The organism is Streptomyces sp. F001 (genome assembly GCF_004187715.1).
Lineage (GTDB): Bacteria > Actinomycetota > Actinomycetes > Streptomycetales > Streptomycetaceae > Streptomyces > Streptomyces flavusporus.
In genome coordinates this window covers 221,424-247,104 of record NZ_QZWF01000004.1, presented here as the reverse complement: position 1 = coordinate 247,104, position 25,681 = coordinate 221,424, and the positions used below count along the sequence as shown (strand labels likewise).

Sequence of the window (25,681 nt, the reverse complement as noted above, 5' to 3'; positions counted from 1 at the left end):
ACCAGTCCCTAGTGCACGCAGAACTCGTTCCCCTCCGGGTCCTGCATCACGACCCACTCCCCGCCGGGTTCCTTCACCTCGCGCAGCACGCTCGCCCCCAGCTCGCGCAGCCGCTCCACCTCGTCGGCCCGTCGTCCCTGAGCGGGGTGCAGGTCCAGGTGGAGCCGGTTCTTGCCGGACTTGGGCTCGGCGACGCGCTGGAACAGCAGCCGCCGCCCCAGCCCGGTGCCGCTCTCCTCCTCGACCGGGTCCTCCGGATGCCGTACGGCGACCAGGTCCCGGAAGGCGGGGCGGCCGTGGAAGTCGACGGTGGCGGCGACGGGCAGGGCGCCCAGCTGCAGCAGCCGCTCGATCAGGGCGCTGTTGTCCTCGACCTCGTAACCGATCGCGGCGGCCCAGAAGTCGGCCTGTGCGTGCGGGTCGTGGGAATCGATGACGAGCTTCCAGTGCACGGGTGTCGGCGCGTATGTCTTCTCGCTCATGTAACCAGTATTATCGGTTACATGAGCGAGCGTCCACCGGAATTGCCGAACACGTCACCCGGCCTGACCCTGATCTCGTACGAAGGGACGCCCTACCGCTTCGACCCCGGAGCGCTCTGCCTGGAGCTGCTGCCCACCGGCGGGCCCGGAGCCTTCGCGCGCTTCGAGGTGCTGCACGAGCCCGCCGACCTCGTGACCTGGGCCGGTCGCAGCCGGCTGCCGGCCGGACTCGATCTCACCGTCAGCGAGGGCGAACTCGCGGCGGCCCGAGCCCTGCGCGACGCCCTCTTCCTGCTCACCGCCGACCGCGCACACGGCCGCCCGCTCCAGCAGCGCCACCTGGACATCGTCAACGCGGCCGCCGCTGCGCCCTCACTCGTCGCCCGCCTCACCCCGGACGGCACCCACGCCTGGGCCCCGGGCGCCAGCGGCACCCAGCTGCTGGCGACCGTCGCCCGTGACGCGATCGACCTCTTCACCGGCCCGTACGCCGACCGCATCCGTGAGTGCGCCGCCCACGACTGCTCTCTGCTCTTCGTCGACACCTCGCGCCCCGGCCGGCGGCGGTGGTGCGCGATGGAGCACTGCGGGAACCGGGCGAAGGTCCGGGCGCACCGGGCCCGGAAGGCGCCCTAACCGGCCTTGGCCCCGACCTCGGCCCCGGCTTCTCGTGCGTCGTATGCCGCCCGTGCCGCGGCGATCTCCCGCTGGTGGTCCTCGGTCCATCTGACCAGTGACTGGATCGTGGCGTGCAGTGTGCCGCCGAGCGGGGTGAGTTCGTAGTCGACCCGGGGCGGTACGACCGGGTGCACGGTGCGTCGGACCAGGCCGTCGCGTTCCAGCTGGCGCAGGGTGACCGTCAGCATCCGCTGGCTGACACCGTCGATCTCCCGGCGCAGCTCGGTGAAGCGCAGCCGGCGGTTCTCCAGCAGGGCGATCACCAGCAGGGACCACTTGTCGGCGACGCGGTCGAGGATCTGCCGTACCTCGCAGCCCTCCCGGGTGTCCCACTGGAAGGGGTCGGCGTCGCCGTAGTCCACGGTGCTCGCGCAGTTACTCGGTGACTTCGAAGTGCCTACTTCCATGTCTGTCGATGCTGCCGCAGGCTGGCTGTGGTTACAAGAGGGAACCGACCCTCAGTTCCGTAACCGCCCTGTCTGCGCCTACCTGAGGAGTCCCCATGGGCACCCGCGCCTGGGCCCTGCTGCTCGTGCTGTGCGGAACGATCTTCCTGGAGGGCATCGACGTCGCCATGATGGCGGTCGCGATCCCCACCATCCGGTCCGAACTGGGCCTGTCGACGGGAACGGCGGCCTGGGTGATGAGCGCCTACGTCCTCGGCTACGCCGGCTTCACCCTGCTCGGCGGTCGGGCCGCCGACCTGCTCGGCCGCCGCCGGATGTTCCTGACCTGGCTGACCGTCTTCCTCCTCTTCTCCGGGCTCGGCGGATTCGCGACCGACGGCTGGATGCTGGTCGTCGCCCGTTTCGTCACCGGTGTCGCCGCGGCGTTCATGACCCCGGCCGCGCTGTCGCTGATCACGACGTCCTACGAGGAGGGCCCGCAGCGCAACAAGGCCCTGCTGGTCTTCGCGGGCACGGCGGCCGGCGGTTTCTCGCTGGGCCTGGTCATCGGCGGACTGCTCACCCAGCTCGGCTGGCGGTGGGTGTTCTTCGCACCGGTGCTCCTGGCGGGGGCGCTGCTGGTCGCGGCGGTGCGGCTGGTGCCCGCGGCGGACGGTGCCCCGCGGGTGCGCGGCGGCTTCGATCTGCTCGGCGCGGTCACCGCGGCCGGCGCCATGCTGCTGGCCGCCTACGCCGTCGTACGCCTGGAACACGGTCTGCACGACTGGCCGCTGACCGCCCTCGCTGTGCTCGCCGCGGCGGCGCTGGGCGGCGCCTTCGTCGCCGTCGAGCGGCGGGCCGCCGCCCCGCTGGTCCGGCTGGGCATCCTGCGCAAGGGGTCCGTGGTGCGGGCCGACCTCGGGGCGCTGCTCTTCGTCGGGGCGTTCTTCGGCTTCCAGTTCGTGGTCACGCTGTATCTGCAGGAGCTGCGCGGCTGGTCGTCCCTCCAGACCGCGGTCGCGCTGGTCGTCCTCGGCTGCGACGCCGTCCTCGCCCCGACGCTCACCCCGAAGCTGGTCGCCCGCTACGGCAACGTCCGCGTGATCCTCGGCGGCTTCGTGCTGGCGGTCCTCGCCTACGGGCTGTTTCTGCCGGTCGGCCTGGACTGGTCGTACGCCGCGATGTTCCCGACGCTGATCCTGGCGGGCACGGCGTTCGCCCTGGCGTACGGGCCGCTGACCATCGCGGCGACGGACGGGGTCGCGGAGCAGGAGCAGGGGCTGGCCGGCGGGCTGCTGAACACCGCCACCCAGTTCGGGTCCGCGATCGGGATCTCCGCGGTGACCGCGGTCTACGGCTTGGCGTCCAGCGGCTTTGGCCCGGAGGCGACGCTCTCCGCGTTCCGTACGGCGCTGACGGTGCCCGTCGCGATGGTGGTGCTGGGCGCCCTGGTCTCGGCCCTGAGCGTGCGGGCCGAGCGGCGCGCGGTGCGCAGCGCGTCCCAGGTGAGCAGCGTGAGCGCCAGCCAGACCAGCGCGAACCCGGCCCAGCGCTCGGGCGGCATGGCCTCGCGGAAGTAGAGGACACCGAGCAGGAACTGGAACACGGGGGCCAGGTACTGCAACAGCCCCAGCGTGGACAGGGGCACGCGGATCGCGGCCGCGCCGAAGCAGACCAGCGGGAGCGCGGTGACGACACCGGTCGCGGCGAGCAGCGCCGTGTGCCCCGCGCCCTCGGTGGCGAACGTGGAGCCGCCGTCGGCCGTCAGCCACAGCAGATAGGCCAGCGCCGGCAGGAACTGGATCGCGGTCTCGGCGGCCAGCGACTCCAGTCCGCCGAGGTTGACCTTCTTCTTCACCAGGCCGTACGTGGCGAAGGAGAAGGCGAGGACGAGCGAGATCCACGGCGGCCGGCCGTAGCCGACGGTGAGGACGAGAACCGCCGCGAAGCCGATCCCGACCGCCGCCCACTGCACGGGCCGCAGCCGCTCCTTCAGGAGCAGCACGCCCATCGCGATGGTGACGAGGGGGTTGATGAAGTACCCGAGGGAGGCCTCGACGACCCGGTCGTTGTTCACGGCCCAGATGTAGACGCCCCAGTTGACGGCGATGACTGCCGCGGCGACCGCGATGAGCCCGAGGCGGCGTGGCTGCTGCAGCAGCTCGCCGGCCCACCTCCACCGTCGTACGACGAGCAGCGCCGCGGCGACGACGACGAAGGACCACACCATCCGATGGGCGAGGACCTCGAACGGCCCGGCGGGTTTCAGCAGAGGGAAGAAGAGGGGGAACAACCCCCACATCCCGTATGCCGCGAAGCCGTTCAGCAGACCTATGCGCTGCTCGCCCCTGGACTTCCCGGCCACCGGCTCCTCCTCCGTGCGTCAGCCTCGCCTGAACGAAGGTAGCGCCGAGCCACCCCGCCTGTCATGTCCGTATCGCTATACGGTCATGACGGGCAGGGTGCGCTGTGCCGGTCAGCCCTTGAGCGCGGCGGTGACGGCCTCGGAGAGCGGGGTGGTCGGACGGCCGGCCAGGCGGGACAGGTCGCCGGTCGCGACGACCAGCTCGCCCTTCTCGATGGAGGCGTCCACGCCCGCGAGGATCGCGGCCATCGGCTCGGGCAGGCCGGCGCCGGTGAGGATGCCGGTGAGCGCCTCGGGCGTGACCGCGTTGTAGACGATCTCCTTGCCGGTCTGCCGGCTCAGCTCGGCCGCGTACTCGGCGAGGCTCCACGCCTCGTCGCCGCCCAGCTCGTACGTCTTGTTCTCGTGCCCCTCGCCGGTCAGCACGGCGACGGCGGCGGCCGCGTAGTCGGCACGGGAGGCGGAGGAGATCCGGCCCTCACCGGCGGCGGCGACGACCGCGTTGTGCTCCAGTACCGGGGCGAGGTTCTCCGTGTAGTTCTCGTGGTACCAACCGTTGCGCAGCAGCGCGTACGGCACGCCGGACGCCAGGACCGCCTCCTCGGTGCCGCGGTGGTCGTCGGCGAGGGCGGCGGTCAGACTGCCGGGGGCGCTGGTGTAGGCGAGCAGCGCGACACCGGCCGCCCTGGCGGCCTCGATGACGACCTTGTGCTGGCCGACGCGGCCCTTGTCGAACTCGTTGCCGGAGATCAGCAGCACCTTGTCGCCGGCGGAGAACAGCCCGTCGAAGGTCTCGGGCGCGTTGTAGTCCGCGACCGCCAGCCGTACGCCACGGGCCGCGAAGTCGGCCGCCTTGGCCTCGTCACGGACGACGGCGACGACCTGGTCGGCCGGAACCTTCTCCAGCAACTGCTCGATGATGTGCCGGCCCAGGTGTCCGGTGGCTCCGGTGACGACGATGCTCATGAGGTGACTCCTGTGTACGGGTGAGTACGGGTTGGTATGGCACCCACCCTAGGAGTGGCGCTAACTATTGGAAAGTACCCACTTTGAAGTAAGGTACCTGCATGGCGGAGAGTGGAACGGCAAGAGGCTGGAAGCCCGACGGCGAGACGATGTGCCCGCATCGCCTGGTCCTGGAGCACGTCACCAGCCGCTGGGGTGTGCTGGTGCTGATGTGTCTCCTGGAGCGCCCGCACCGGTTCAGCGAGCTGCGTCGGGCGATCAGCGAGGTCCGCCCGGTCAGCGAGAAGATGCTCACCCAGACGCTGCAGACCCTGGAGCGGGACGGCATGGTGCACCGGGACGCCAAGCCGGTGATCCCGCCGCGCGTCGACTACTCCCTGACCGAGATCGGCCGCGAGGCGGCGGAGCAGGTGCAGGGACTGGCGCTGTGGACACAGAAGCGGATGGACGACGTGGTGAAGGCGCGGCGGGCATACGACGAGGCCCGGGTCTGAGACCCGGGCCCCTGGGGACGAACGATGCTCAGCCGACGACCGTCCAGGTGTCGCCGCCGGCCAGCAGTGCGGCCAGGTCGCCCTTGCCGTTCTGCTCGATGGCCGTGTCGAGCTGGTCGGCCATCTGGGTGTCGTAGACCGGCCGGTCGACGGCGCGGAAGACGCCGATGGGCGTGTTGTGCAGGGTGTCGGGGTCGGCGAGCCTGCTCAGCGCGAAGGCGGTGGTGGGGGAGTCGGAACGGGCGTCGTGCACGAGCACCTGGTGTTCGTTCTCCGGCGTCACCGTGACGATCTTGAGGTCGCCGGTCTGCTGGTCCCGTACGACACCACGCGCGTTGTCCGGGCCGAAACGGATCGGCTGCCCGTGCTCCAGCCGGATCACCGCCTCCTCGGCCTGCTGCTTGTCCTTCAGGGCGTCGAACGCGCCGTCGTTGAAGATGTTGCAGTTCTGGTAGATCTCGATCAGCGCCGTGCCCGGGTGGGCGGCGGCCTGGCGCAGCACCTCGGTGAGGTGCTTGCGGTCGGAGTCGACGGTCCGCGCGACGAACGACGCCTCCGCGCCCAGAGCCAGCGACACCGGGTTGAACGGCGCGTCCAGCGACCCCATCGGCGTCGACTTGGTGATCTTGCCGACCTCTGAGGTGGGGGAGTACTGGCCCTTGGTCAGGCCGTAGATCCGGTTGTTGAACAGCAGGATCTTGAGGTTGACGTTGCGCCGCAGGGCGTGGATCAGGTGGTTTCCGCCGATGGACAGCGCGTCGCCGTCACCGGTGACGACCCACACGCTCAGATCGCGCCGGGAGGAGGCGAGACCGGTGGCGATGGCGGGGGCGCGGCCGTGGATGGAGTGCATCCCGTAGGTGTTCATGTAGTACGGGAAGCGGGAGGAGCAGCCGATGCCCGAGACGAAGACGATGTTCTCCTTCGCCAGGCCCAGCTCGGGCATGAAGCCCTGCACGGCGGCGAGGATCGCGTAGTCACCGCAGCCGGGGCACCAGCGCACTTCCTGATCGGACTTGAAGTCCTTCATGGACTGCCTGGCCTCGGCCTTGGGAACGAGCGAAAGCGCTTCGATCGTGCCCGTGCCTTCCGTGGACGTCTCAGCCATCGATGGCCTCCTTGAGCGCCGTGGCGAGCTGTTCGGCCTTGAACGGCATCCCGTTGACCTGGTTGTACGAGTGGGCGTCGACCAGGTACTTCGCCCGGATCAGCGTGGCGAGCTGACCGAGGTTCATCTCGGGGATCACCACCTTGTCGTAACGCTGCAGCACCGTGCCGAGATTCCGCGGGAAGGGATTGAGGTGGCGCAGATGGGCCTGCGCGACCGGCTTGCCGGCGGTGCGCAGACGGCGGACCGCGGCCGTGATCGGTCCGTACGTCGACCCCCAGCCCAGCACCAGCGTGCTCGCCTCCTGCGGGTCGTCGACCTCGAGGTCCGGCACGTCGATGCCGTCGACCTTGGCCTGACGGGTGCGGACCATGAAGTCGTGGTTGGCGGGGTCGTAGGAGATGTTGCCGGTGCCGTCCTGCTTCTCGATGCCGCCGATGCGGTGCTCCAGACCCGGGGTGCCCGGGATCGCCCAGGGGCGGGCCAGGGTCTGCGGGTCGCGCTTGTACGGCCAGAAGACCTCGCTGCCGTCCTCCAGCGTGTGGTTGGGGCCCTGCGCGAACTGGACCCCGAGGTCGGGCAGCTCGTCCAGCTCCGGGATGCGCCAGGGTTCGGAGCCGTTGGCGAGGTAGCCGTCGCTCAGCAGGAACACCGGGGTGCGGTACGTCAGGGCGATCCGGGCCGCTTCGAGGGCGGCGTCGAAGCAGTCGGCGGGGGTGCGAGGCGCGATCACCGGCACCGGCGCCTCGCCGTTGCGTCCGAACATCGCCTGCAGCAGGTCGGCCTGCTCGGTCTTGGTCGGCAGACCGGTCGACGGCCCGCCGCGCTGGATGTCCACGACCAGCAGCGGCAGCTCCAGCGAGACCGCGAGCCCGATGGTCTCGCTCTTGAGCGCCACGCCCGGCCCCGAGGTCGTGGTCACGGCGAGCGAACCGCCGAAGGCCGCGCCCAGCGCCGCCCCGATGCCCGCGATCTCGTCCTCGGCCTGGAAGGTCCGCACACCGAAGTTCTTGTGCTTGCTGAGCTCGTGCAGGATGTCCGAGGCCGGGGTGATCGGGTACGAGCCGAGGAACAGCGGCAGGTCCGCCTGCTTGCTCGCGGCGATCAGGCCGTAGGACAGGGCCAGGTTCCCGGAGATGTTGCGGTACGTGCCGACCGGGAACGCCTTGACGGCCGGCGCCACCTCGTAGGAGACCGCGAAGTCCTCGGTCGTCTCACCGAAGTTCCAGCCCGCCCGGAAGGCGGCGATGTTGGCGGTCGCGATGTCGGGCTTCTTCGCGAACTTGGACCGCAGGAACTTCTCGGTGCCCTCGGTGGGCCGGTGGTACATCCACGACAGCAGGCCGAGAGCGAACATGTTCTTGCTGCGCTCGGCCTCCTTCCGGGTGAGGTCGAACTCCTTCAACGCCTCGACGGTCAGGGTGGTCAGGGGCACCGGATGCAGGTGGTATCCGTCGAGCGAGCCGTCCTCGAGCGGGTTGGTTCCGTACCCGACCTTCTGCATCGCCCGTTTGGTGAACTCGTCCGTGTTGACGATGATCTCCGCGCCGCGCGGCAGGTCGCCGACGTTGGCCTTCAGGGCCGCCGGGTTCATCGCCACCAGGACGTTCGGCGCGTCACCGGGGGTGAGGATGTCGTGGTCGGCGAAGTGGAGCTGGAAGGACGACACCCCGGGCAGGGTCCCGGCAGGCGCACGGATCTCGGCGGGGAAGTTCGGCAGCGTCGACAGGTCGTTGCCGAAGGACGCCGTCTCCGACGTGAACCGGTCACCGGTGAGCTGCATACCGTCACCCGAGTCCCCCGCGAACCTGATGATCACCCGGTCGAGACGACGGACGTCCTTGACGCCGGCCGCTTTGCGCTGCTCTCCCACGACGGCTCCGTCGGCCTGCTCCGCTTGGCTACTGACCTGGCTCGTCACTGAACTGGACCTCCTTCGAGGCGGCTGTCTGGGAGTGGCCTTCCCGCAGGCTCTCCCAGGACCAACCCTACGTCGGCACGGCTTGCCTTCCCTCGGTCATTCGCATGAAGAACCCTCGGTCATTCGCATGAAGAACACCGCTTGGGACACGGCCCGTACCCCGGGTAAGACGCAGCCCGTACCCCCGTTGGATGCGCAGCCCGGCCCGTACTCGTCAGGAATTCAAGTACGTCAGGACGGCCAGAACCCGCCGGTGATCCCCCTCGCTCGGGGACAGGCCCAGTTTCAGGAAGATGTTGCTGACGTGCTTCTCGACGGCGCCGTCGCTCACCACCAGCTGTTTGGCGATGGCCGAGTTGGTCCGCCCCTCGGCCATCAGCCCCAGCACCTCACGCTCCCTCGGGGTGAGCCCGGCGAGCACATCCTGCTTACGACTGCGCCCGAGCAGCTGCGCCACGACCTCCGGATCGAGGGCGGTACCCCCCTCGGCGACCCGCACCACCGCGTCCACGAACTCCCGCACCTCGGCCACCCGGTCCTTCAGCAGGTACCCGACTCCGCGGCTGGATCCGGCCAGCAGTTCGGTGGCGTAGCGCTCCTCCACGTACTGCGACAACACGAGCACACCGAGCCCGGGATGCTCCTTCCGCAGTTGCACCGCGGCCCTGACGCCCTCGTCGGTGTGCGTCGGCGGCATCCGCACATCGGCCACCACGACGTCCGGCAGGGTCCCCTCGGCGTTCAGATCCGTGATGGTCTTGATCAACGCCTCCGCGTCCCCGACTCCGGCGACGACTTGATGTCCGCGGTCGGTCAGCAACCGGGTCAGGCCCTCCCTGAGCAGCACCGAGTCCTCGGCGATGACCACCCGCACCCTGTCCTCCACGATCCTCGGCCCCCCATTGCCCGACTCGGTCCGTACGACCAGTCAAGCATTCCAGCTTTCGGACGGGGGCGGGACGGCACCGGGAGAGGGCGGGCGCTCACCCCCGCCAAGGGAGTTCCGCGGTGATCCGGGTGGGCCCGCCGGCCGGCGAGTCACCACGAGGATCCCGTCCACGGCATCCAGCCGCTCGGCCAGCCCGGCCAGCCCGGACCCCCGCCCGCAGCGGCACCGGCCCCGCCCACGCCGTTGTCCATGACCTGAAGCATCAGCCGGTCCTCCGACCGCCACACATCCACCGCCGCCCAGGTGGCCCGCGCATGCTTGCTGATGTTCTGCAGCAGTTCCGACACCGTGAAGTACGCGATGCCCTCGATCGCCGGAGCCGGCCGCGACACCAGGTCCACCTCCACCTGCACCGGCACCGTGCAGCGCGAGGCGACCGCGGAGAGCGCCGCGTCCAGGCCACGGTCGGTGAGGACCGCCGGATGGATCCCGCGCGCCAGGTCCCGCAGCTCCTGCAGCGCCGTCTTCACCTCACCGTGCGCCTCGTCCACCATCTGTGCCGCCGCCTGCGGATCCTGGCTCAGCTTCTCCTTCGCCAACCCCAGATCCATCGCCAGCGCCACCAGCCGGGCCTGCGCCCCGTCGTGCAGATCGCGCTCGATGCGCCGCAGATCCGCCGCCGCCGTGTCGACGACGACGCCCCGGTCGGACTCCAGCTCCACCACCCGCGTCGCCAGCCGCGACGGCCCGAGCAGCCCGTGCACCAGCAGCCGGTCCACCAGGGTCAACGCCCGCACGATCCACGGCGTGGCCAGCGTGAACAGCAGCCCCACCAGCGCCGTCACCGTGATCTCGAACGGGTTGTCGAGATAGACGTGATGCGTCTCGTCGCCGTACAGCTGGAGCCCGTCCTGCCCGCCGTACACGGGGAACAGCCAGAACCACAGCGGATACGTCAGCAGCGCCCAGCCGTACGCCCAGAAGTTCACCGCGACGACGAAGGAGAACACCGCCCACGGGAAGTGCAGCACCGCGTACAGCAGATGCCGCCACGACGTGCCGCTCTTCAGAACGGCGCCGATCCACCCCATCAGGCCGTTCTTGCGTATCCGCAGCGGCTCCGGGTCGGCCACCTCCAGCCCGAGCAGTCCGCGCGCCCGCGCCCGCTCCAGCGCCCCGAGCCCCCGGCACCCGGCCAGCCCTGCCGCCAGCACCGGAATACCGAGGAACGTCACCAGCAGCCCCGCACCGAGCGCGAGCATCGTGACGGCGTACGTGAACATCAGCACGCCCATCGGCAGGCTCAGCAGCACATACGCGAACTCACGCCAGCTGCGCGCCTCGAACGGCGCCCGCAGCCCGGCCGGCAGCCGATGCCGCCGCTCGACGTCGCCCCCCAGGCCCAGGCCGGGCCGCCCGCTGTGGGATCCGTACCCCTGTCCGTACTCCGTGGCCATCGGCCTGCTCCCCGTCTCCTCGTCCTGTTCGGTGTGCCTCTGCGACGGTCCTGCCGTCGTATCTCCACCCTGCTGGGCGGCGGGCGAGCGGACCATGGAGTCCGTCGGCGTCTCGAACGGGGGGTTTTCCCTACCTTCCGCGCCCGCGTCTATGCGCGCCGCGGCTGCCGGTCGCGCCAGGGCAGCTCGGCCGTGATGAGCGTCGGTCCGCCCCCCGGCGACTCGATGACGAACAGACCGTCGACGGCGTCCAGCCGCTCGGCGAGCCCCCGCATCCCCGTACCGCCGTCGAGGCCTGCACCCCCGCGGCCGTTGTCCCCCACCTGTATGAGCAGCCGTTCCTCCGTCCGCCACACGTCGACGGAGGCGGCCGTGGCCCCGCTGTGCTTGCTGACGTTCTGCAGCAGTTCCGACACCGTGAAGTACGCGATGCCCTCGATCGCCGGAGCCGGCCGCGACGCCAGGTCGACGGTCACCTGCACCGGCACCGTGCAGCGCGAGGCGACCGCGGAGAGCGCCGCGTCCAGGCCGCGGTCGGTGAGGACCGCCGGATGGATCCCGCGCGCCAGGTCCCGCAGCTCCTGCAGCGCCAGCTTCACCTCGCCGTGCGCCTCCTCGACCATCGCCGCCACCAGTTCGTCGGACTGGCCCTCCAGCAGCTTCTCCTTGGCCAGACCGAGCCCCATCGCCAGGTTCACCAGGCGGGCCTGCGCACCGTCGTGCAGGTCACGCTCGATGCGGCGCAGATCGGCAGCGGCCGTGTCGACCACGACCCCCCGGTCCGACTCCAGCTCGGCGATCCGCCGCTCCAGCTCGTCGGAGGGCGACAGCAGCCCGCGCACCATCGCCCGGTCCGCGTTGGCCAGGGCGCGGGCTATGAACGGCAGCACCGGCCACAGCACGAACAGCGAGGTCAGCGTGATGACGAAGGTGAGAATGCCCCAGGGCAGCCGCATGAAGTCGTACAGGATGGTCCGCCAGCCCACCGGGTCCTTCAGCATCATCCACAGCCGGGGGAGGAACCCACCGCCGCCCCGCAACGGCAGCGGACTCGGCTCGTCCACCCGCACCCCGAGCAGCTTCCTGGCCCGCGCCCGCTCCAGCTTGCCCAGCTGCCGCGCGCCCATCAGTGCCGCCGCGAGCAGCAGGAACCCGATCACCGTGACGGTCAGGAAGGCGCTGGTGAACAGCGCCGTCGCCACATAGACGAAGCCCAGCAGCGACATCGGCAGATTGGCCAGGAGATGCGCGATCTCCTTCCAGGTGTGCACGTCGTAGGCGAAGCGGGGCGGCGGCACGCGGTCGCCGTCGCGGTCGGCGGGCGCCGGGCTCGACGCGGGGAAATTCTCGGTCACATGGGCCAGCGTGCCCGGCGGCGCGCGGCCGCGCCATGAGGTGGACCGCCAGGTTCTGCTGAGGAAAACCCCACCCCGGCCGCTCAAGGTGATGATGAGCTGCTTACCGCCGCTTTAACAGGCCCTAGACTCACGTTGCGTACAGATACCGCAAGGTCATCGCAAGGTCATCGGGTCGAGGTCAGGGGAGCGAGGGACGGACGTGCGGGAACCGACCGTCGAACGGACCGCAGTCGTCGCGGCCGACTACTTCCAGTCCTATTCGGTCGTCGGACTGCTCGCCGCCATCGGCGTGCTGTTCGTCGCCATCGCGTTCGGCGCCGGCCGACTGCTGCGCCCTGTCGTCCCCACCCCCGAGAAGCTCCTGACGTACGAGTGCGGCGTCGACCCCGTGGGCGAGGGCTGGGCCCACACCCAGGTCCGCTACTACGTCTACGCCTTCCTGTACGTGATCTTCGCGGTCGACTCGATCTTCCTCTTCCCGTGGGCAACGGTCTTCGCCGCTCCCGGCTACGGGGCGACGACCCTCGTGGAGATGTTCCTCTTCCTCGGCTTCCTGGCCGTGGGACTGCTGTACGCCTACAAGAAGGGTGTCCTGGCATGGACGTGACGCCAGAAGCGACCCCCTCGGCGACTCCTCCCGAGCCCGTACTGCTTCCGGAGCCGAAGCGTCTCGGCGCCCTCGCGCGCCTCGCCCCCGAGCCCATGAAGGTCGTCCTGAACTGGGGCCGCCGCTACTCGCTCTGGGTCTTCAACTTCGGACTCGCCTGCTGTGCCATCGAGTTCATCGCCGCGTCGATGGCCCGCCACGACTTCATCCGCCTCGGCGTCATCCCGTTCGCGCCGGGCCCGCGCCAGGCCGACCTGATGGTCGTGTCGGGCACGGTCACCGACAAGATGGCGCCTGCCATCAAACGCCTGTACGAGCAGATGCCCGAGCCGAAGTACGTCATCTCCTTCGGCGCCTGCTCCAACTGCGGCGGCCCCTACTGGGACTCGTACTCCGTCACCAAGGGCGTCGACCAGATCATCCCCGTCGACGTCTACGTCCCCGGCTGTCCGCCCCGTCCCGAGGCACTGCTCCAGGGCATCCTCAAGCTCCAGGAGAAGATCGCCCGCGAGTCGCTGGGCGAGCGCTACGGTACGGCGCGCCCGTCGGCGGCCGCGCTGCAGAGCGGCCTGGTGCAACCGCCGGCCGCGGCCGGCCCCGGTGCGGGGGAGGCCTGATGAGCAGCACGGTCGGCTGGCTGCCCGCCCCCGCCGAGCAGCTGTTCGGTGCGGAGGCCACGGCCGAGGAGTCGTACGAGGTCCTGACGGTCGACGTACCCCCGACCACCTGGACCGCGGCGCTGCGCACCGCCCGCGACGAGCTGGGCTGCACCTACTTCGACTGGCTGAGCGCGGTCGACGAGCCGGGCACGGGCTTCCGCATCTCGGCGCACGTCGTCGCGCTCTCCCCCGTACGCCGCCTGCTGCTGCGCACCACGGTCCCGCACGAGACCCCCGTCCTCGCCTCCGCCGTGGATGTCTACGCGGGCGCGGCGTGGCACGAGCGCGAGACCCACGAAATGTTCGGCGTCCGCTTCGAGGGTCACCCGGCCCTGGACCACCTCCTCCTTCCGGAGACCTTCGAAGGCCACCCGCTCCGCAAGGACTTCGTCCTCGCCTCCCGCGTCGCCAAGGCGTGGCCGGGAGCGAAGGAACCGGGAGAGGCCGCGGCCCACGGCGCCCCCAAGCGCCGCCAGATGCTGCCCCCGGGCGTCCCCGACCCGAACGAATGGGGCCCGCTCAAGGGCCAGCTCCCCCCGGCCCCCCGTCCGGCGCGCGGCGCCGCCGCCCCGCAGGCGAACGCCCCGCACGCCGCACCCGCACGGCCACGGAAGGGTCGGCTTCGCAGCGCCCGGCACCCGCCTCCACGCCCGCCGAATCCCCACGCCGCGCGCGCAGCGCGAGCGAGGGGTCGGCTTCGCAGCGGACGGAGGGCGCGGCTGCTGGGCCCCGGCGTGCGCGGAGCGCCAGTGAGGGCTCGGCTTCGCAGCGGGCGGAGGGCGCGGACGCCGAGCAGACCCGGCCCGACACCGCCGCCCCGCGCAGCTCCGACGCGCCGTGGCACCACGCACGTCCGACGTTCGACGAGCGCGAGGAGAAGGACACGGAGCAGACCCCCAACCCCGAGGACCCCGCGGGAGGCCGGCAGTGAACGACGCGCTCGACGTCGCCCTGCGACTTCTGATCGTCTTCGGTGTGTTCCTCACCTTCCCTCTGATCGTCGGCCAGACCGAGCACAAGGTGATGGCACACATGCAGGGCCGCCTCGGTCCCATGTACGCCGGCGGCTTCCACGGCTGGGCCCAACTCGTCGCCGACGGCGTGAAGTTCGCGCAGAAGGAGGACGTGGTCCCGACCGGCGCGGACCGCCGTATCTTCCAGCTCGCGCCCGCCGTGGCCCTCCTGCCGTACCTCCTGGTCCTGCTCGCCATCCCGATCGGCCCCGGCGAGGGCGCGGTCGGCGAGGTCATCGACGCGGGCATCTTCTTCGTGCTCGCCGTGATGGGCGTCGGTGTCCTCGGCTCGCTCATGGCCGGCTGGGCCTCCGCCAACAAGTTCTCCCTCCTCGGCGGCCTGCGCACCGCCGCTCAGCTCCTCGCCTACGAACTCCCGATGCTCCTCGCCGCCGCCTCTGTCGCCATGGCGGCCGGCACGGTCTCCCTCCCCGGCATCCTGGACGCCTTCGAGTGGTGGTGGCTGCCCTGGCAGATCGTCGGTGCGATCGTCTTCTTCGTGGCAGGGCTGGCCGAGCTCCAGCGCCCCCCGTTCGACATGCCCGTCGCCGACTCGGAGATCATCTTCGGCGCGTACACCGAGTACACCGGACTGCGCTTCGCTCTCTTCCTCCTCGCCGAGTACGCCGGAATCATCGTCCTGTGCGGCCTGACCACCGTCCTCTTCCTGGGCGGCTGGCACGGCCCCTGGGGCGCCGACGGCCTCGGCTGGGTCTGGACCCTGCTGAAGACCGCCGTCCTCGCGTTTCTCGTGATCTGGCTGCGCGTGACCTACCCCCGCCTGCGCGAGGACCAGCTCCAGAAGCTCTCCTGGACCCTCCTCGTCCCCCTCTCCCTCGCCCAGATCGCCCTCACCGGCATCGTGAAGGTGGTGATCCAGTAACCATGGCTCCGATCCCTGGCAGTGGCCTCGCCAAGGGCTTGGCCGTCACCCTCCGCACGATGACGAAGAAGACCGTCACCGAGCAGTACCCGGACGTCCAGCCCGACCTTCCGCCCCGCACCCGCGGTGTGATCGGCCTGTTCGAGGAGAACTGCACGGTCTGCATGCTGTGCGCCCGGGAGTGCCCGGACTGGTGCATCTACATCGACTCCCACAAGGAGACGATCCCGGCGGCGACGCCCGGCGGCCGTGAGCGCAGCCGCAACGTCCTCGACCGGTTCGCCATCGACTTCTCGCTGTGCATGTACTGCGGTATCTGCATCGAGGTCTGTCCTTTCGACGCGCTGTTCTGGTCCCCGGAGTTCGAGTACGCCGAGACCGACATCCGTGACCTCACCCACGAACGCGACAAGCTCCGCGAGTGGATGTGGACGGTCCCGGCCCCACCCGCCCTCGACCCCGGCGCGGAGGAGCCGAAGGAGATCGCCGCCGCCCGCAAGACCGCCGAGAAGCTGGCGGCCGCGCAGGCCGCGCAGGCCGCGCCGGCTGAGTCGGCGAAGCCGACCGGGCCGACCGGGCCGACCGAACCCGTCGATCCGCAGGGAGGGCAGTCGTGACTCTCGCCGCAGCCGCCGCGACGGCGCACGCCACGGCCACCACCACGGCCGCGGATGCGCACGGCTTCCTCTCCCCGACCGGCGTCGAGATCGCCTTCCTCCTCGTCGGCCTGGTCACCTTCGGCGCCGCGATCGTCACCGTCACCACCAGACAGCTGGTGCACGCCGCCCTGTGGCTGGTGGTGACCCTCGGCGGTCTCGCCGTCGAGTACCTGCTGCTCACCGCCGAGTTCATCGCCTGGGTGCAGGTCCTCATCTACGTCGGTTCCGTGGTCGTCCTCCTCCTGTTCGGTCTGATGCTCACCAAGGCCCCCATCGGCCGCTCCCCGGACGCCGACTCCGGCAACCGCTGGGCCGCCCTCACCGTGGCCGTCGCCTCGGCCGCCGCCCTGATCTGGGTCGTCGTCGACGCGTTCCGTACGACCTGGATCGACCTGGACGGCGCCCCCGCCGGCTCCACCGAGGTCACCGGAAAGGCCCTCTTCCAGAACTGGGTGCTTCCCTTCGAGGCCCTCTCCGTCCTCCTTCTCGCCGCCCTCGTCGGTGCGATCGTGCTGTCCCGCAAGGCGAAGGCAGCCGAGTCCGGCACCGAGAGCGCCCCGCCCGTCCCGAGCACCCGAACCGCCAAGGGCAGTGACAAGGGCGGTGTCCGCTGATGCACCTCGCCTATCCCGCCGTCCTCTCCGTCCTCCTCTTCTGCACCGGCCTGTACGGCGTCCTCGCCCGCCGCAACGCGATCCTGGTCCTGATGTCGGTCGAGCTGATGCTGAACGCCGTCAACCTGAACCTGGTCGCCTTCGACGTCTGGCTCAGCAGGGCCGCCGAGGAGACCCTGCACTCCGGTCAGGCGCTGACCCTGTTCACCATCGCCATCGCGGCCGCCGAGATCGGCATCGGCCTGGCGATCGTCCTCGCCGTCTACCGCAACCGCGGCACCTCGGACATCGACAAGCTCCGCGACACCGCCGAGGGCCACGAGGCCGACGCATCCGCCGGCGACGCTGCCGCGGCCGAGTCGGCCGCCGAGAAGGCTGAGGCCACCGCGTGACCACGACCACCCTCGCCGTCCTCGTCCCCCTCCTTCCGTTCCTGGGAGCAGCCGCGGGCCTGCTCCTCGGCCGCACGGCTCCCGGCTTCGTCCGTCCGATCGCCGTCCTGCCGACGCTCGCGTCGCTCGTGCTCGCCGTGCTGGTCGCCGTGCGCCAGGGCGGCGACGAGGCGGTCGACGCCGCGACCGAACTCACCCCCACCGGCTCGGTCCCGATCGAGCTGGCCCTGCACATCGACGGCTTCGCCGCCCTCGTCGCCGTCCTGGTCGCGTTCGTGGCCACCTGCGTGCAGATCTACTCGACCGGCTACCTGCGCGACGACTCGCGCTACCCCTCGTACGCCGCGCTCGTGTCCCTGTTCACCTCCGCGATGCTGCTCGTCGTCTACTCGGGCGACCTGATGCTGCTGCTGGTCGGCTGGGAAGTCATGGGCATCTGCTCCTACTTCCTGGTCGGCCACTACTGGGAGACCCCGGAGGCCCGCGCCGCCTCCCTCAAGGCCTTCCTGGTGACCAAGCTCGGTGACGTCCCCTTCCTGATCGGTCTGTTCGCGCTGGCCGCCGACGCCGCGTCGTTCCGCATCACCCGTGTTCTCGACACCGTCGCGAACGGCGGACTCGACCACCCGACACTGATCGCCCTGCTGCTCCTGGCCGGTGTGGCGGGCAAGTCGGCACAGTTCCCGCTGCACACCTGGCTACCTGACGCGATGGCGGGCCCCACCCCCGTCTCCGCACTGATCCACGCCGCGACGATGGTCGCCGCCGGTGTCTACTTCATCGCCCGTCTCCTCCCGGTGTTCGAGGCCTCCCAGGCCGCGATGGTCGTCCTCGCCGTCATGGCCGCCGTCACCATGGCCGGTTCGGGCCTCGCCGCGCTGGCTCAGGACGACATCAAGCGCGTCCTGGCCTACTCGACGATCGGCCAGCTCGGCTACATGACCGGCGCCCTGGCCGTCGGCGACCGCGGAGCCGCCGTCTTCCACCTCCTCTCGCACGGCGCCTTCAAGGCGCTGCTGTTCCTCGCGGCGGGCGTGATCATCCACGCCGCCGGCACCAACTCCCTGGCCGCCATGTCCCGCATGCACGGCCTGCGCGACCGCGTTCCCGACGCCTACTGGACGATGACCGTGGCGCTCCTCGCACTCGCCGCGATCCCGCCCTTCAGCGGCTTCTTCTCCAAGGAGTCCGTCCTCGGCGCCGCCGAACACGTCACCACCGGCCACAGCGAGCACGCCCCCGCCGCTGCGGGCTGGATCGTCCTCGTCGTCGGCCTGCTCACGGCCCTGCTCACCGCCGCGTACGCCGCCCGCCTCTGGCTGCTTGCCTTCCGCGGCCACGGCACCGAGGCTCCGGACCACGGCAGGCAGCCCCTGACGATGACCGTGGTCCTGTGGGTGCTCGCCGCCCCGTCCCTCGCCCTCGGCGGACTGGCGTACCAGTCGCTGCCCGGCTGGTTCGACGGCGGTGAGCTGACCCCGACCCTCACCACGTCCGTACTGGGCACGGGCCTGGCCCTGGTCGGGGGCATCGTCACCTACGCCGCCTGGCGGCACACCACCGAGCTGGCGGCCCGCGTACCTCTGGGTGCGGTCGCGGCCCACCCCGAGGGCGACGCCGCGCAGGTCGAGGCCGAGGCCATCGCGAGCCACGAACCCGTGTACGGAGGCGTGGCCCACGCGCCCGACCCGGCGGACCCGGGACGCCTGCTGCTCGGCCCGCTGCACCGCCACGCGGCCGTCGGCTTCCACGTGGACGCCGTGTACTCGGCGCTGTTCGTCCGCCCCGTCCGGGCCGGCGCCGGTCTCGTCCGCTTCCTCGACCGCGAGGTCGTCGACACCTACGTACGGGGCGCGGGTGCCCTGCCCCGCTGGCTCGGTGCCGCCGTACGCCGCGCCCAGACCGGCAATGTGCAGACCTATGTGAGCGCGCTGCTCGCCGGCACCGTCGTCCTGGTGGTCGCCGCCGTCCTCGTCGCCACGGGAGCGTGAGCAGGCGTGATCGATATCAGCGAGTCCGTGATGCAGTTCCTTCTGGCGTTCATCGTCGTCGGCCCGCTCCTCGGCGCCGCCGCCGCTCTTCTGCCTGCCCCGCCCGGGCTGAAGGGAAAGTCGCCCGAGCAGGCCGTGCTACGGCATGGCGTCACCGTGACCGGCGCGGTCCTCATCGCCGCGATCGTCCTCGCGCTCGGCTTCGACCACGACCAGCCGTCGAAGATGCAGGCCGGCACGGACATCAGCTGGATCCCCGCACTCGACGTGCGCATCCACCTCGGCGTCGACGGCATTTCCCTCCCCCTTCTGGTCCTGACCGCGCTGCTGACCTTCCTCTGCGCGCTCTACTCGTACTTCAAGATGCCCGCGGGCCCGACCCCGAAGGCGTTCGTCGCTCTCCTGCTCGTCCTCGAGTCCGGCACCCTCGCCACCTTCGCCGTGCTCGACCTGCTGCTGTTCTTCCTCGCCTTCGAGATCGTGCTGATTCCGATGTACTTCCTCATCGCCCGCTGGGGCGGCGAGGGGCGGACCCAGGCCGCCTGGAAGTTCATCCTCTTCACGCTGCTCGGTTCCGTGGTCATGCTGCTCGGCCTGCTCCTGATCGGAATCACGGCGGGCACATTCGACATGGTGGCACTCGCCACTGACAACGGTCGGTCGCTGACCACATCCGTGCAGGTCATTGCCGTTCTGGCGATCGGAATCGGGCTCGCGGTCAAGACGCCTATGTGGCCGTTGCACAGCTGGCTGCCCGACGCTCACACCGCCGCGCCGACCGTCGGCTCGGTCCTGCTGGCCGGCGTCCTGCTGAAGATGGGCACGTACGGGTTCGTCCGAATTCTGCTGCCGGTCGCGCCGGACGGCTTCCGCACGTTCGCGCCCTACCTCGCCGCCTTCGCCGTCGTCGGCATCATCTACGGATCCCTGGCCTGCCTGGCCCTCGCCAAACAGGGCGCGAAGGGCGATCTGAAGCGCCTCATCGCCTACTCCTCCGTCGGCCACATGGGCTTCGTCCTGCTCGGCATCGCGACCATGACGCCGACCGGCGTGAACGGCGCGCTGTTCGCCAACATCGCCCACGGCCTCATCACCGGCCTGCTCTTCTTCCTGGTCGGCGCGCTGAAGGACCGCACCGGCACCACCGATCTCGACGCCCTGGCCGAACAGACCGGCGCCGCGCTGTACGGCAAGGCCCCGCGCTTCGGCGGTCTGCTCGCCTTCGGCGCGGTCGCCTCACTCGGCCTGCCGGGCCTCGCCGGATTCTGGGGCGAGATGCTGGCGCTGTTCGGCGCGTTCCGGCCCGCCGCCGACCTCAGCCGCCCCGCCTTCCTGACCTTCATGGCGATCGCCGCGTTCGGCACGCTGCTGACGGCCGCGTACCTGCTCGTCGTGGTCCGCCGGGTCTGCATGGGCGCCGTACCGCAGGACGCGCCCGAACTCGCCGATGTGCAGACCTACGAGTTCGCGGCCTGGACCCCGCTCGTCGCCCTCACCGTCGTCGCCGGACTCTGGCCGAAGGCCCTCCTCGGCCTGACCGACCCGGCCGTGCAGCAGCTCCTTGCAGGAGGCACCCGATGAGCTCCCTGGCACAGCCGATGGCCCAGTCCATGGTCCAGTCCGTCGACTGGCTCGCCATCGCGCCGCCCACCATCGCGGCCGTGGTCGGACTCGGTGTGCTCGTCGCCGACCTGTTCGTCGACGACGCCAGGAAGGCCCTCCTCGGCCGGGTCTCCGTCGCAGGGCTCGCCGTGTCGGCACTGATGCTGCTGCCGCTCCTGGACGGCGACCGCTCCACCTTCTGCCTCACCGGCGACGCCGACGTCTGCAGCTACACGGCGGACCGCTTCACGCTCGTCATCCAGTTCCTGGTCCTCGGCGGTGCCCTCCTGGCGGCCCTCCTGTCCGTCACCGCTCTGAAGGACGCGCGCAGAGGACTCCCCGAAGGGGAGTTCTGGTTCCTGTTGCTCTCCTCGGCGGCCGGCGCCGCCCTCCTGCCCGCCTCCCGCGATCTCGCGACCCTGATCGTCGCCCTGGAGGTCGCCTCCCTGCCCGCCTTCGCCCTGGTCGGCATCCGCCACGGCGACAAGAGGTCCTCCGAAGCCGCCCTGAAGTTCTTCCTGTCCTCGGTCACCGCGACCGCGGTCAGCCTCATGGGCATCAGCTTCGTCTACGCCTCCACCGGCACCCTTTACCTCACCCAGATCGCCGACCGCATCCAGGACGTCGACGGACAGCTCGACACCCTCGCGCAGACCGGCGTCGTCCTCACCCTCATCGGCTTCGCGTTCAAGACGGCCGCCGTGCCCTTCCACTTCTGGGTGCCCGACACGTATGTGGGTGCGCCGCTCCCCGTTGCGGCGTATCTGTCGGTCGTCGGCAAGGCGGTCGGCTTCACCGGCCTGATCCTGGTCACGGTGATCGCCTTCCCGTCGTACGCCGACGCCTGGGGCCCGGCACTCGCCGCGCTGGCCGCCCTCACCATGACCGTCGGCAATGTCGGCGCCCTCCGTCAGCAGGGCACGCGCGCGTACAGCGCGGTTCGCCTGCTCGCCTGGTCGTCCGTCGGCCAGGCCGGCTACCTCCTGGTGCCGATCGCCGCCGCCGCGTACTCCGACGACGCCGAGCAGTCGATCGGCTCCACGGTCGCCTACGCGCTCATGTACGCCGCCGTGAACCTCGGCGCCTTCGCGGTGGCCGCACTGGTGGGCCGTGCGAAGACCCTCAACCGCATCACCGACTACCGGGGCCTGTACGCCTCGAACCCCGTGACCGCGCTGCTCCTGGCCTTCTTCCTGCTGTGCCTGGCGGGACTGCCGCCGGGCATCATCGGCCTCTTCGCGAAGGTCACCGTCTTCTCCGCCGCCGTCGACGCGGGCCTGGGCTGGCTGGCCGTGGTCATGGCCGCCAACGTGGTGATCGCGCTGTTCTACTACCTCCAGTGGACGGCCCTGCTGTTCCGCGCTCCCGAGGGCGAGCCCGCCAAGCACCTCGTCCCGGCCCCCCTCACGGCCGCGATCGCCCTGACCGCCGCCCTGGGCATCGGCCTGTCCGGCGCACCCCAGCTGGTGCTGCGCTTCACGGACACCGGGCTCTTCTAGTACGCCGAACAGGCCACCGTCACCCACCCGGCCCAAGCGCGCCGCCGACCGCGCAAGGGAACTCGTGGCTCCCGCCTGGCGTTGTCCAAACCGGGAGGTTCCACTGGTCGTGTCACCACGGACCAGCGGGATCAGAGATCAGCAAGCAAAGGGTTCCCCTGCTGCACCACTTGGAGGGCGTACCGTGCACCGCCGGCACAACGGGCTCAGGACCGCAGTACTCCTCGGGGGACTGTCCGCACTCATCATCGGCATCGGCAGCTTCTTCGGGCGTGTCGGGCTCGTCGTCGCCGTCCTGGTCGCGCTGGGCACGAACGCGTACGCGTACTGGAACAGCGACAAGCTCGCGCTACGCGCGATGCGTGCCCGCCCGGTGAGCGAGTTCGAGGCGCCCGCCCTGTACCGCATGGTCCGCGACCTCTCCACGCAGGCCCGCCAGCCGATGCCCCGCCTGTACATCTCCCCGACGGAGGCGCCGAACGCCTTCGCGACCGGCCGCAACCCGCGCCACGCCGCCGTGTGCTGCACCGAAGGCATCCTGCGCATCCTGGACGAGCGTGAACTGCGCGGTGTCATCGGCCACGAGCTGAGCCATGTCTACAACCGCGACATCCTCATCTCGTCCGTCGCCGGAGCCCTCGCCTCCGTGATCATGTTCCTGGTCAACTTCGCCTGGCTGATCCCGATCGGCCGCTCCGATGACGACGACGGCCCCGGCCTCTTCGGCATGCTGCTGATCATGATCCTGGGTCCCCTCGCGGCCGGCTTGATCCAGATGGCCATCAGCCGCTCCCGGGAATACGAGGCCGACGCGTCCGGCGCCCAGCTGACCGGCGACCCGCTCGCCCTGGCCGGTGCCCTGCGCAAGCTCGAGGCCGGCACCAAGCAGCTTCCGCTGCCTCCCGAGCCCCGGATCGAGACCGCGAGCCACATGATGATCGCGAACCCGTTCCGTCCGGGCCAGGGACTGTCCAGGATGTTCTCCACGCACCCGCCCATGGCGGAGCGCATCGCCCGGCTCGAGCAGATGGCAGGCCGCCGCCCGTGAGGACGGCCCCGACCGGCATGGGCTGACCGGCGGAGGTCAGCGACCGCCGAACTGCTGGTCCGTCGGAACGACCTCACGACCCAACGGCATGAGCGAGACCGGGATCAGCTTCAGATTGGCCCACCCGAACGGGATCCCGATGATCGACAGGAACAGCGGGATGCTGGTGATCAGGTGCCCCAGGGCCAGCCACCAGCCCGCAAAGATCACCCAGATCACGTTCCCGACGAACGACGGCGCCCCCGCATCCCGCCGCTCCACGGTCGTCCTGCCGAACGGCCACAGCACGAAGCCCGCGATACGCAGCGACGCAATGCCGAACGGGATGGTGACGATCAGGATGAAGCACACCAGGGCGGCGACGGTATAGGCGATCGCCATCCAGATCCCGCAGAAGATCAGCCACAGGATGTTCAACAGCAGGTTGAACAACTTCATGATCGGCACCTTCCAGGTCGCTGCCGGAACTGCCTGCCGAGACAAGTATCAGCCGGTCACGCCGTTCAGGCAGGGCCACAGCATCCTTGTAGCGCGATCGGGAACGTTTCGGGACGATCTCGCAGTTCGTCCTGACAGGGAGGGCGATCCGACGCCGAGGCGCCCCTACCACGCAGCCATCCGGCGCCGTACGCCATACGCGACCGCACCCACCGCCAGCACACCCGCGCCGGCCACCACCGAGGTCCCCGGCAGTGAGAACGCCAGCACGACACAGCCGAGCAACCCCACCACAGGCACCACGCGCCTCGCGGGAGCCGTGTCGAGCGTCCAGGCCGAGGCATTGGCCACCGCGTAGTAGGCCAGCACACCGAAGGAGGAGAAACCGATGGCGCCCCGCACATCCACCGTGGCGGCCAGGGCGGCAACCACCACGCCCACGGCCAACTCCGCCCGGTGCGGCACCTGGAAACGCGGATGCACGGCGGACAGCGCGCCCGGCAGATGCCGGTCCCTCGCCATGGCCAGCGTGGTCCGGGAGACGCCGAGGATCAGGGCGAGCAGCGAGCCCAGCGCGGCCACCGCGGCACCCACCCGCACCACAGGCACCAACCCCGGCACGCCGGCTGACCGCACCGCGTCGGCCAGCGGCGCGCCCGCCTGCCCCAGACCCTCCGACCCGAGCACGGAAAGGACGGCCACCGCCACGCAGGTGTAGACCGCCAGCGCGATACCGAGGGCCAGCGGAATCGCGCGGGGAATCGTGCGCGCGGGATCCCGTACCTCCTCACCGAGGGTCGCGATACGCGCGTACCCGGCGAACGCGAAGAAGAGCAGACCAGCCGCCTGCAGCACGCCCCCCGCGCCACCCGAGACGCCGATGTCGAGGCGTCCCGTGTCCGACGCCTCGGAGCCCAGACACACCACCACCACGAAAGCGAGGACAGCCAGGACCACGGCCACGATCGACCGCGTCAGCCAGGCCGACTTCTGGACACCGCCGTAGTTCACCGCGGTCAGCGCCACCACGGCCGCGACCGCCACCGCGTGCGCCTGCTCCGGCCAGACGTACGTGCCCACAGTGAGCGCCATCGCCGCGCAGGACGCCGTCTTCCCGACCACGAACGACCAGCCCGCGAGATACCCCCAGAACTCCCCGAGCCGCTCGCGACCGTACACATACGTTCCACCCGAGGCCGGGTACCGAGCCGCCAGCCGCGCGGACGACATGGCGTTGCAGTACGCGACCACCGCGGCGACGGCGAGCCCGACCAGCAGTCCGGAACCAGCCGCTTCGGCTGCGGGTCCCAGAGCAGCGAAGATCCCGGCCCCGACCATGGAGCCCAAGCCGATGATCACGGCGTCGCCCACGCCGAGGGTGCGCCGCAGTTCCGAACCAGGCTGTGTCATGTGCCGCACCCTACTGACCAGTGCAACCGCCCCGTGCACACAGCCCGTCCTGGCCGACAACAGATCAGGAACACGCGTGCGCGCAGCGCGCAGGGGTGGGCATCAGATGCCCACCCCTGCGCGCTGCGCGCACGCGCGGCCGGACGGCGACCGGCTAGCGGTAGTTCACGAACTGCAACGCGAAGTCGAAGTCCTGTCCCTTCAGAAGGGCGATCACAGCCTGCAGGTCGTCCCGGCTCTTGGAGCTGACCCGCAGCTCTTCACCCTGTACCTGGGCCTTGACGCCCTTGGGGCCCTCGTCGCGGATGATCTTCGCCACCTTCTTCGCGTTCTCCTGGGAGATGCCCTCCTGGATCGACGCGAAGATCTTGTACTCCTTGCCGGAGAGCTGGGGCTCGCCCGCGTCCAGAGCCTTCAGCGAGATACCGCGCTTGATCAGCTTGGACTGGAAGACGTCGAGGACGGCCTTCACGCGGTCCTCGGAGTTCGCCTCCATCAGGATCTTGTCGCCGGACCACGAGATCGAGGCACCCACGCCCTTGAAGTCGTAGCGCTGCGAGATCTCCTTGGCGGCCTGGTTGAGGGCGTTGTCGACCTCCTGCCGCTCGACCTTCGAGACGATGTCGAAACTGGAGTCGGCCATGTGCTGTGGCTCCTTGTATCCGGGTGCGTATCGGTGCGGGGCGGCATACGCAGGGCGACAGCCGAGCCCGGCTCGGCCCCGGGCCGCATCCGGACAAGCCTAGCCACCCCATCGTCCCG

At 70.4% G+C, this 25,681-nt stretch carries 23 protein-coding genes and 3 pseudogenes; 14 read left to right on the top strand and 12 right to left on the bottom strand.

Annotated features, from left to right (window positions below; all coding sequences use genetic code 11):
* Nucleotides 1-8: 8 nt before the first annotated feature.
* Nucleotides 9-482 carry a VOC family protein gene (locus tag StrepF001_RS18345; protein ID WP_129799325.1) on the bottom strand — a complete coding sequence of 158 codons (474 nt, stop codon included), beginning with the start codon at nt 480-482 and terminating at the stop codon, nt 9-11.
* 21 nt (nt 483-503) lie between these two features.
* Here StrepF001_RS18345 and StrepF001_RS18340 point away from each other — a divergent pair, with 21 nt between their 5' ends.
* Entirely contained in the window at nt 504-1,118 is a 615-nt protein-coding gene (locus tag StrepF001_RS18340; protein WP_206306888.1) for a CGNR zinc finger domain-containing protein, read from the top strand.
* Here the strand turns inward: StrepF001_RS18340 and StrepF001_RS18335 are convergent.
* A complete protein-coding gene (locus tag StrepF001_RS18335; RefSeq protein ID WP_129799324.1) occupies nt 1,115-1,567 on the bottom strand; it encodes a helix-turn-helix domain-containing protein in 453 nt (150 codons plus the stop codon). The genes StrepF001_RS18340 and StrepF001_RS18335 overlap by 4 nt on opposite strands.
* A 95-nt stretch (nt 1,568-1,662) precedes the next feature.
* Here StrepF001_RS18335 and StrepF001_RS18330 point away from each other — a divergent pair, with 95 nt between their 5' ends.
* Nucleotides 1,663-3,126, top strand: coding sequence for an MFS transporter (locus StrepF001_RS18330; protein WP_240797564.1), 1,464 nt, complete (start codon nt 1,663-1,665; stop codon nt 3,124-3,126).
* Here the strand turns inward: StrepF001_RS18330 and rarD are convergent.
* Nucleotides 3,111-3,848: pseudogene (gene rarD, locus StrepF001_RS18325) on the bottom strand (EamA family transporter RarD); the annotation flags it as partial. The gene StrepF001_RS18330 and the pseudogene rarD sit on opposite strands and share 16 nt — an antisense overlap.
* A 174-nt stretch (nt 3,849-4,022) precedes the next feature.
* The gene (locus StrepF001_RS18320; protein WP_129799322.1) at nt 4,023-4,877 is read right to left on the bottom strand and encodes an SDR family oxidoreductase; all 855 of its coding nucleotides are present in this window, start codon (nt 4,875-4,877) and stop codon (nt 4,023-4,025) included.
* Nucleotides 4,878-4,978: 101 nt separating this feature from the next.
* Here StrepF001_RS18320 and StrepF001_RS18315 point away from each other — a divergent pair, with 101 nt between their 5' ends.
* Entirely contained in the window at nt 4,979-5,371 is a 393-nt protein-coding gene (locus tag StrepF001_RS18315) for a helix-turn-helix domain-containing protein (protein ID WP_129799321.1), read from the top strand.
* A gap of 28 nt (nt 5,372-5,399) precedes the next feature.
* On the opposite strand, the gene StrepF001_RS18310 is transcribed toward StrepF001_RS18315, so the two are convergent.
* From StrepF001_RS18310 to StrepF001_RS18290, 5 genes and pseudogenes are all read right to left on the bottom strand, one after another.
* On the bottom strand, nt 5,400-6,479 hold the full coding sequence (locus StrepF001_RS18310) for a 2-oxoacid:ferredoxin oxidoreductase subunit beta (protein WP_129799320.1): 1,080 nt from the start codon (nt 6,477-6,479) through the stop codon (nt 5,400-5,402).
* Nucleotides 6,472-8,400: a 2-oxoacid:acceptor oxidoreductase subunit alpha gene (locus StrepF001_RS18305; protein WP_129799319.1), complete on the bottom strand. Its 1,929-nt coding sequence runs from the start codon at nt 8,398-8,400 to the stop codon at nt 6,472-6,474. Before StrepF001_RS18305 ends, StrepF001_RS18310 begins: the two co-directional genes overlap by 8 nt.
* 214 nt (nt 8,401-8,614) lie before the next feature.
* Nucleotides 8,615-9,274, bottom strand: coding sequence for a response regulator transcription factor (locus StrepF001_RS18300; RefSeq protein ID WP_276322832.1), 660 nt, complete (start codon nt 9,272-9,274; stop codon nt 8,615-8,617).
* A gap of 109 nt (nt 9,275-9,383) precedes the next feature.
* Nucleotides 9,384-10,746, bottom strand: a pseudogene (locus StrepF001_RS18295) (sensor domain-containing protein).
* A gap of 149 nt (nt 10,747-10,895) precedes the next feature.
* Nucleotides 10,896-12,101: a sensor histidine kinase gene (locus StrepF001_RS18290; protein WP_129799317.1), complete on the bottom strand. Its 1,206-nt coding sequence runs from the start codon at nt 12,099-12,101 to the stop codon at nt 10,896-10,898.
* Between the two features lie 202 nt (nt 12,102-12,303).
* On the opposite strand from StrepF001_RS18290, the gene StrepF001_RS18285 reads away from it, so the two are divergent.
* The 11 genes and pseudogenes from StrepF001_RS18285 (at nt 12,304) to htpX (ending at nt 23,071) form a co-directional block, all read left to right on the top strand.
* Nucleotides 12,304-12,711 carry an NADH-quinone oxidoreductase subunit A gene (locus tag StrepF001_RS18285; protein WP_129799316.1) on the top strand — a complete coding sequence of 136 codons (408 nt, stop codon included), beginning with the start codon at nt 12,304-12,306 and terminating at the stop codon, nt 12,709-12,711.
* Complete coding sequence (locus StrepF001_RS18280; RefSeq protein ID WP_129799315.1) at nt 12,702-13,328, top strand: NADH-quinone oxidoreductase subunit B; 627 nt, start codon at nt 12,702-12,704, stop codon at nt 13,326-13,328. The genes StrepF001_RS18285 and StrepF001_RS18280 overlap by 10 nt, the downstream gene beginning before the upstream one ends.
* Nucleotides 13,328-14,301: pseudogene (locus tag StrepF001_RS18275) on the top strand (NADH-quinone oxidoreductase subunit C). The gene StrepF001_RS18280 and the pseudogene StrepF001_RS18275 overlap by 1 nt, the downstream one beginning before the upstream one ends.
* On the top strand, nt 14,298-15,266 hold the full coding sequence (locus tag StrepF001_RS18270; protein ID WP_129799314.1) for a complex I subunit 1 family protein: 969 nt from the start codon (nt 14,298-14,300) through the stop codon (nt 15,264-15,266). Before StrepF001_RS18275 ends, StrepF001_RS18270 begins: the two are co-directional and overlap by 4 nt.
* A 2-nt stretch (nt 15,267-15,268) precedes the next feature.
* Nucleotides 15,269-15,883, top strand: a complete 615-nt coding sequence (locus StrepF001_RS18265) for an NADH-quinone oxidoreductase subunit I (protein ID WP_129799313.1) — start codon at nt 15,269-15,271, stop codon at nt 15,881-15,883.
* Nucleotides 15,880-16,539, top strand: a complete 660-nt coding sequence (locus tag StrepF001_RS18260) for an NADH-quinone oxidoreductase subunit J (protein ID WP_129799312.1) — start codon at nt 15,880-15,882, stop codon at nt 16,537-16,539. Before StrepF001_RS18265 ends, StrepF001_RS18260 begins: the two co-directional genes overlap by 4 nt.
* A complete protein-coding gene (gene nuoK / locus StrepF001_RS18255; RefSeq protein WP_129799311.1) occupies nt 16,539-16,931 on the top strand; it encodes an NADH-quinone oxidoreductase subunit NuoK in 393 nt (130 codons plus the stop codon). The genes StrepF001_RS18260 and nuoK overlap by 1 nt, the downstream gene beginning before the upstream one ends.
* A complete protein-coding gene (locus StrepF001_RS18250) occupies nt 16,928-18,922 on the top strand; it encodes an NADH-quinone oxidoreductase subunit L (RefSeq protein ID WP_129799310.1) in 1,995 nt (664 codons plus the stop codon). The genes nuoK and StrepF001_RS18250 overlap by 4 nt, the downstream gene beginning before the upstream one ends.
* Nucleotides 18,923-18,928: 6 nt before the next feature.
* On the top strand, nt 18,929-20,503 hold the full coding sequence (locus tag StrepF001_RS18245; RefSeq protein WP_129799309.1) for an NADH-quinone oxidoreductase subunit M: 1,575 nt from the start codon (nt 18,929-18,931) through the stop codon (nt 20,501-20,503).
* Nucleotides 20,500-22,023, top strand: a complete 1,524-nt coding sequence (locus tag StrepF001_RS18240; protein ID WP_129799308.1) for an NADH-quinone oxidoreductase subunit N — start codon at nt 20,500-20,502, stop codon at nt 22,021-22,023. The genes StrepF001_RS18245 and StrepF001_RS18240 overlap by 4 nt, the downstream gene beginning before the upstream one ends.
* A 184-nt stretch (nt 22,024-22,207) precedes the next feature.
* The gene (htpX, locus tag StrepF001_RS18235) at nt 22,208-23,071 is read left to right on the top strand and encodes a zinc metalloprotease HtpX (protein WP_129799307.1); all 864 of its coding nucleotides are present in this window, start codon (nt 22,208-22,210) and stop codon (nt 23,069-23,071) included.
* 36 nt (nt 23,072-23,107) lie between these two features.
* Here htpX and StrepF001_RS18230 read toward each other — a convergent pair whose 3' ends face one another.
* The 3 genes from StrepF001_RS18230 to StrepF001_RS18220 all read right to left on the bottom strand — a co-directional run bounded on the left by StrepF001_RS18230 (nt 23,108) and on the right by StrepF001_RS18220 (nt 25,562).
* The gene (locus tag StrepF001_RS18230) at nt 23,108-23,509 is read right to left on the bottom strand and encodes a YccF domain-containing protein (protein WP_129799607.1); all 402 of its coding nucleotides are present in this window, start codon (nt 23,507-23,509) and stop codon (nt 23,108-23,110) included.
* Between the two features lie 165 nt (nt 23,510-23,674).
* Entirely contained in the window at nt 23,675-24,919 is a 1,245-nt protein-coding gene (locus StrepF001_RS18225) for an APC family permease (RefSeq protein WP_129799306.1), read from the bottom strand.
* 154 nt (nt 24,920-25,073) lie between these two features.
* Nucleotides 25,074-25,562 (bottom strand): YajQ family cyclic di-GMP-binding protein, encoded by a 489-nt coding sequence (locus tag StrepF001_RS18220; RefSeq protein WP_129799305.1) that lies wholly within the window; start codon nt 25,560-25,562, stop codon nt 25,074-25,076.
* Nucleotides 25,563-25,681 lie beyond the last annotated feature (119 nt).